The organism is Vibrio floridensis, assembly GCF_021852965.1.
Lineage (GTDB): Bacteria > Pseudomonadota > Gammaproteobacteria > Enterobacterales > Vibrionaceae > Vibrio > Vibrio floridensis.
The window spans coordinates 1-5,419 of sequence record NZ_JAKGCY010000034.1; the positions used below are offsets into that span (position 1 = coordinate 1).

Annotated in this window: 6 protein-coding genes; all 6 read right to left on the reverse strand. The window is 40.6% G+C overall.

Annotation, left to right across the window (positions count from 1 at the left end; genetic code table 11):
- Positions 1-660: 660 nt before the first annotated feature.
- A complete protein-coding gene (locus LZU85_RS21210; protein ID WP_237288348.1) occupies positions 661-1,779 on the reverse strand; it encodes a hypothetical protein in 1,119 nt (372 codons plus the stop codon).
- Positions 1,780-2,296: 517 nt separating this feature from the next.
- On the reverse strand, positions 2,297-2,956 hold the full coding sequence (locus LZU85_RS20225) for a hypothetical protein (protein ID WP_189018350.1): 660 nt from the start codon (positions 2,954-2,956) through the stop codon (positions 2,297-2,299).
- Positions 2,957-3,100: 144 nt separating this feature from the next.
- Complete coding sequence (locus LZU85_RS20230; RefSeq protein WP_206636847.1) at positions 3,101-3,523, reverse strand: GNAT family N-acetyltransferase; 423 nt, start codon at positions 3,521-3,523, stop codon at positions 3,101-3,103.
- A 147-nt stretch (positions 3,524-3,670) separates the two neighbouring features.
- A complete protein-coding gene (locus LZU85_RS20240; RefSeq protein WP_237288349.1) occupies positions 3,671-4,078 on the reverse strand; it encodes a hypothetical protein in 408 nt (135 codons plus the stop codon).
- 148 nt (positions 4,079-4,226) lie between these two features.
- Entirely contained in the window at positions 4,227-4,577 is a 351-nt protein-coding gene (locus LZU85_RS20245) for a RidA family protein (RefSeq protein WP_206635686.1), read from the reverse strand.
- A gap of 139 nt (positions 4,578-4,716) precedes the next feature.
- A complete protein-coding gene (locus tag LZU85_RS20250) occupies positions 4,717-5,151 on the reverse strand; it encodes a GNAT family N-acetyltransferase (protein ID WP_025536967.1) in 435 nt (144 codons plus the stop codon).
- Positions 5,152-5,419: the final 268 nt, after the last annotated feature.

The following is a 5,419-nucleotide window of genomic DNA, read 5'->3' on the forward strand; positions in this document are numbered from 1 at the left end:
AGATTGACCATCACGCAACATTTTTAGCTCATTTTCATTTAGCTGAATGAGTTCCATAATTTCCTTATGCCTAACGCCGCGTTAAGGGGTGCAGGCACGTAACACAAAAGCTACCGCACAGTGCCGTAACCACCGAACTCAACGCAAACCGAAAATGCCACGCGTGCCAAATCCCACTTAAACGCTTTGTTATGCTTAAGCTTCAACGCCCACATTTTTACCAAAACCAAGATTAACTCGACTAGGATTAGCTAACAAAAGGCAAAACCTAAAAAACTGAAATGACTCATAATTTTGAAATTTTGACTTTGAGCCTTGGCAGTTAAAACACGAAAACCTGAGATCAAATTTCTGATTGCACCAACCGCCCTAACCTCGTGCTTGCCCAAAAATTGATTGAGGTAATTCTGTGAACTTTCAGCGCCAAAGAATGAGTGTCCGGAAAATAGCGCCTACTGAAGCCAACTTGCCGACAAACTCGAAACTGACCAACCGAGGGAACAGAGAGAAATTATAAGCTACTGATTTTACGTGATTAAGCATAACGCTGCGTTAAGGGGTGAATGCCGCCTAAACCAACCTTCCGCAGACCACTTTCACCACCAAAATTCACTGCATACCAAAAATGCCACGCGGCATGAATCCCTCTTAAACGCTTTGTTATGCATTTTCCAAATTAACCAGAAAAACCTGAGTTGTTATACCTAGATACTCATATGCAGCCCTTGTTTTAATAATAAAACTTTCATCCCGAGAAAACAGTGCATGAGCAAACGAAGCTATCGATGCATGACCCAAATCGCTCATTGCCGCAACAAAACGTCTTTCTTTATAAGTTTTAGAATCAGGATGAAATCCAATAAAATTCAGGTGATTATAAATAGCCGTTACTTTTTGATATTTAAAGTAAGGCTTATCAGGGTAAATTAAGCTTTTTTTAATTAAAAAGAAGTCTTCCAGCGTCCAGTCCAAGCCACAGTAAGGTTCTTTATCTTTAAACTGCTCCCAAATTTTTTCAAGAACATTGGGGGCTGATATATTATTAAGTTCTTTCGGCCCAATGTTTACAAAACTCCTAAATTCTTTGACTCCAGACCAATCAAGTTCATTTTTTACGTTCTGCTTCATTAGTGAAGTTGACTCTTTAAGAGCTACTTCCATTTTGACCTGTGCAACTTCGGCATAACTGTCCATTACGCGAGCAAGTTCAGGATGACTTTTTTCAAGCAGCCTAGCTTGTTCTCTGATGGTTGACATTAATTCTGAAAACACTTCATTCTGCTCTTGAGCAATTTGATCAAATGAATCCCCTTTTCTACCTCCAAACGACTTAAAATTAGATTGAACTAACGACTCTTGTAACTGTTGGTAAATCGGCTCCTGTTCACAATACTCTTGGTATGCTTCAAACGCATCCCGTTTAGTAATCGTTACATTATCAGTCGGCTCAAAGTTTCGAGTAAGCACATGTTTCAAGTGAAAAGCGTTTAGATTATTCAAAACATCAAGAAACTTGTCTGCTTGATCACCTGAGCGCTTAATTTCCTTAAGCGTTTCGTCTGAATAGATCACTTGGAAAGAATCACGTAAGTTGACTGCAAATTCACTCATCCCGTATTTAACGAATATATCCAAAACATTCTGATCTAGATAGGCTGTTGGCTTACCTTTATATATTGGAAATTCCGACATTTTTCCTCCAAATGCATAACGCTGCGTTAAGGGGTGAATGCCGCCTAAACCAACGTTCCGCAGACCACTTTCACCGCCAAAACTCACCGCATACCAAAAATGCCACGCGGCATGAATCCCACTTGAACGCCTTGTTATGCTTAAGCTTCAATGGGTTACTTTTTAATAGAGCCAAGATTAACTCGACTTTGATTTGCAAACAAAAGCCAAAACTTAGAAAACCGAAATGACTCATAGTTTTGAAAATCGGACTTTGAAATTTGGCGGCTAAAACTCAAAAACCTAAGTTCAAACTACCGATTGAGCCAGCCACCCTAACCTCGCGCTTACGCGAAAACTGATTGAGGCAACTCTCTGAATTTCCAGCGCCAAAGAATAAGTGTCCGAAAAACAGCGCTCACAGAAGCCAACTTGCCGACAAGCACAAAACCAATCAGCCGAGGGAATAAAGAAAAACCATAAACCTCTGATTTTACGTGATTAAACATAACGCCCGCTTAAGGGGCAGCCAACGCTACTACCAAGCTTCCGCATAACACTGTAATCACGAAAACCAACGCATAGTAAAAATGCCGCGCGTTGGCTGTCCCTCTTGAAGCGTTTGTTAGCCAGCTTTGTCCGCAGTGAAATCAAAGGTCTCAAGCATTTTTGGCTTTAGCTTACTACCTGGTACATCTTGAATCGAATGTAGGAATTCTTGAATCATCTGCAATACGGTATCGCAGCACCACGTTGCAAATAATTCATTTTGAATAAGGTCTATCCAACTACACTCTAAATCTTGTGAATTAAAAAGATTTTTAGACTGCAAGTCGGTGAAAAAACGTGGGTGATCTTTAAGCGTTTTCTCAGGGTAACCAGTACCTATAATAAGTTCATCTTCATGTATTTCAGACTTACGATGTACTAGTTCATTTCTCACTTTCATAAGTAACTTGAAATCCTGATAAGGTTTTTGGTTATGATTCCAAGATGAGCCACTTAATAATAACCTTCCAATTTCGAATTTATTTTGAGTTGAAGCTTTATTTTTTTGCAAATCATTCATCACTGAATAAAATGTTTTCTCATGCTCTGCAAACCTTCCGCCTACTGTCATTTTGCAACAAGTAACGGTCTCATTAATAAAGGCTTCAAGTGCATTAAATGAAAACATTAAGCTAACTAACGCTTGTTCAGGATGCTCTTTAGTTCTATCTCTAGCATCGACCGCGATATCATAGAGTGTGATTGCACGGAAATACCCTTTTTTTCTTTTAACCATAAATCCTCCGTTTACTATTGCTGGCTAACGCCCAATTAAGGGGTGAGCAACGCTACCACCCAACTCAAAGCATTGTACCGTAAACATTAAAGTTGAAGTAGAAGCAAAAATGCCAAGCGTTGGGAATCCCTCTTAAATTGTTTGTTATGAGCGCACTTGAAACACCCGCTGAACCTTATTGCTATTAAAGCCAATACTTTTGTAAAAATTGTGTGCATCAAGCCTCTTTTCGTTACAGCGTACTCTGAGTTTACCCAAGTCTTTAGCTTGAGCATGTTGGACTAGAGCGCGACCAACACCATGACCACGACTTTCAGGAGAAACAACTAAACCACCAATTTCAAAAAAGTTATCTGATGCGAGACGTCTAGCATAGAAAAGATGTAGCCAACCTATAATTCGACCTTGCCACTCTGCTACAAATACTTGGTCTTGAGTAGAATTGAGCAATTCATGAAGTTTTGTGGTCGATTCAGTGGAGGATAACTGAGAATAGCCAAGGTGTTCTGAGACTTCATTGATACCACTCGCATCCGATTCTGAAGCAGATCTAATGATGTATTCCATGTAAAATTTCCTCCTAGCTCATAACGCTGCGTTAAGGGGTGAATGCCGCCTAAACCAACCTTCCGCAGACCACTTTCACCACCAAAACTCGCCGCATACCAAGAATGCCACGCGGCATGAATCCCTCTTGAACGCCTTGTTATGTAGCTAGTCAGCGCCACCAAAATCAAGAAAGTTTACTCCACCGGAACTATCTAAAGTCGTGTTCGTAACACTACATTTAGGTGCTGAATTTACCTCTGCATATAACAGGTAGCTTTCAAAAGAAGGAACTTCCGACACGTTAAATAAGATCTCTCCAACAGACTTTTGAAACTCTAACAAGTCGCCTAAGTCTTCTTGTAACTCGATAGCCAACTCTTTGCTGTAAGGCAACAACATGCCATAAGAAACTGACTTATAGAACTGGTCATCACTGCGCTTAATCTCACTCAATGCCCAACTAATTTCCTGAGACGAATAGACGAGCTTTTTCCCAAACTTAGCACACAGTTTAGGAGCTACATCTTTAGCGACTGACTGAACATAAGACTTTTTATTCAAAAAGTTAAGCACACCGTATCTCCTTGCTACATAACGCCGCGTTAAGTAGTGAGCAACGCCACCACTGAACTTAAACCATTGTGCCGTAAACACTAAAGCCGATTAAAACCCAAAATGCCACACGTTGCGAATCTGCCTTAAACGCTTTGTTAGCAGTGTTCTAACGCCTTACCGCCGTTACTGTAACTTCAATAAGCACATCACCTTCTAACGCAACACCAAGACATGCTCGTTGAGGCCAATGTTCGGGGTTTTCACCTAACCATTCACACCAAACGTTATCCATTTTGGGTTTATCTAGCATATTAGCGATAAACACTTGAGCGCTGACAATTTGAGTTTTATTTGAACCCAACTCCTCTAGATTTAGTTCAATCGTTTCCAGCGTGAGTTTGGTTTGACCAACAATATCTAATGTTGTATCCGATGAAGTCGCAACCGTCCAAACTAAGTCTTTATATGCAGAGGACTTATTTCGACCTTGGTAAATGCCTCGCTTCCTTTCAATCATTTCGTCCTCCTTGAACTGCTAACGCCCAATTAAGGGGTGAACAACGCCTCCACCCAAACCTAAAGCATTGTGCCATAAACACTAAATTTGAAGTAGAAGCAAAAATGCCAAGCGTTGTGAATCCCTCTTAAATTGCTTGTTATGTGTTTGAACTTAAAGGGATCTCCATTTCAACCAACCCTTTGACTTCAGATGTTCTAACGAAGCCCTTGGACTCATACAGGCTGATTGCTGGGTTTTCACTAAACACACGCAAAACTAGCTTAGTGGATTGTCTTTTAAGCGCATGTCTAACAACTAGTTCGAGACACTTTGCCCCAATTCCTCTGCCCTGAAACTCAGGCAAAATTTGAAAGTCCCTCAAGAAGGTAGTATCGCCACTATAGCTAAAACGGAGAACACCAACACGAGCTTGGTCTAGATGGACTTCGTAATTATCTAATTCTTCCCAACTACTTAGAAACTGATTGTGATCCCAGATTATCCCACGAGTTTGATAGTAACTTGCCATATTTGACTTGGTTAAAGATTCTGCGAATAAGGAGTCACTACCTACTTTTAGCTGTACTTCCATGCATTTTCCTCTGATTACACATAACGCTGCGTTAAGGGGTGAATGCCGCCTAAACCAACTTTCCGCAGACACTTTCACCACCAGAACCAACCGCATACCAAAAATGCCACGCGGCATGAATCCCACTTGAACGCCTTGTTATGTTCACATTGCTCAAATAGTATGCCCACATTTTTGACATTCGATTTTTTTATCTTTTAACGATTGCGTAAAGTTTGATTTCCCACAGTTGTCGCAAAACTTAGCACCACGTATGTTCATAAAAGTT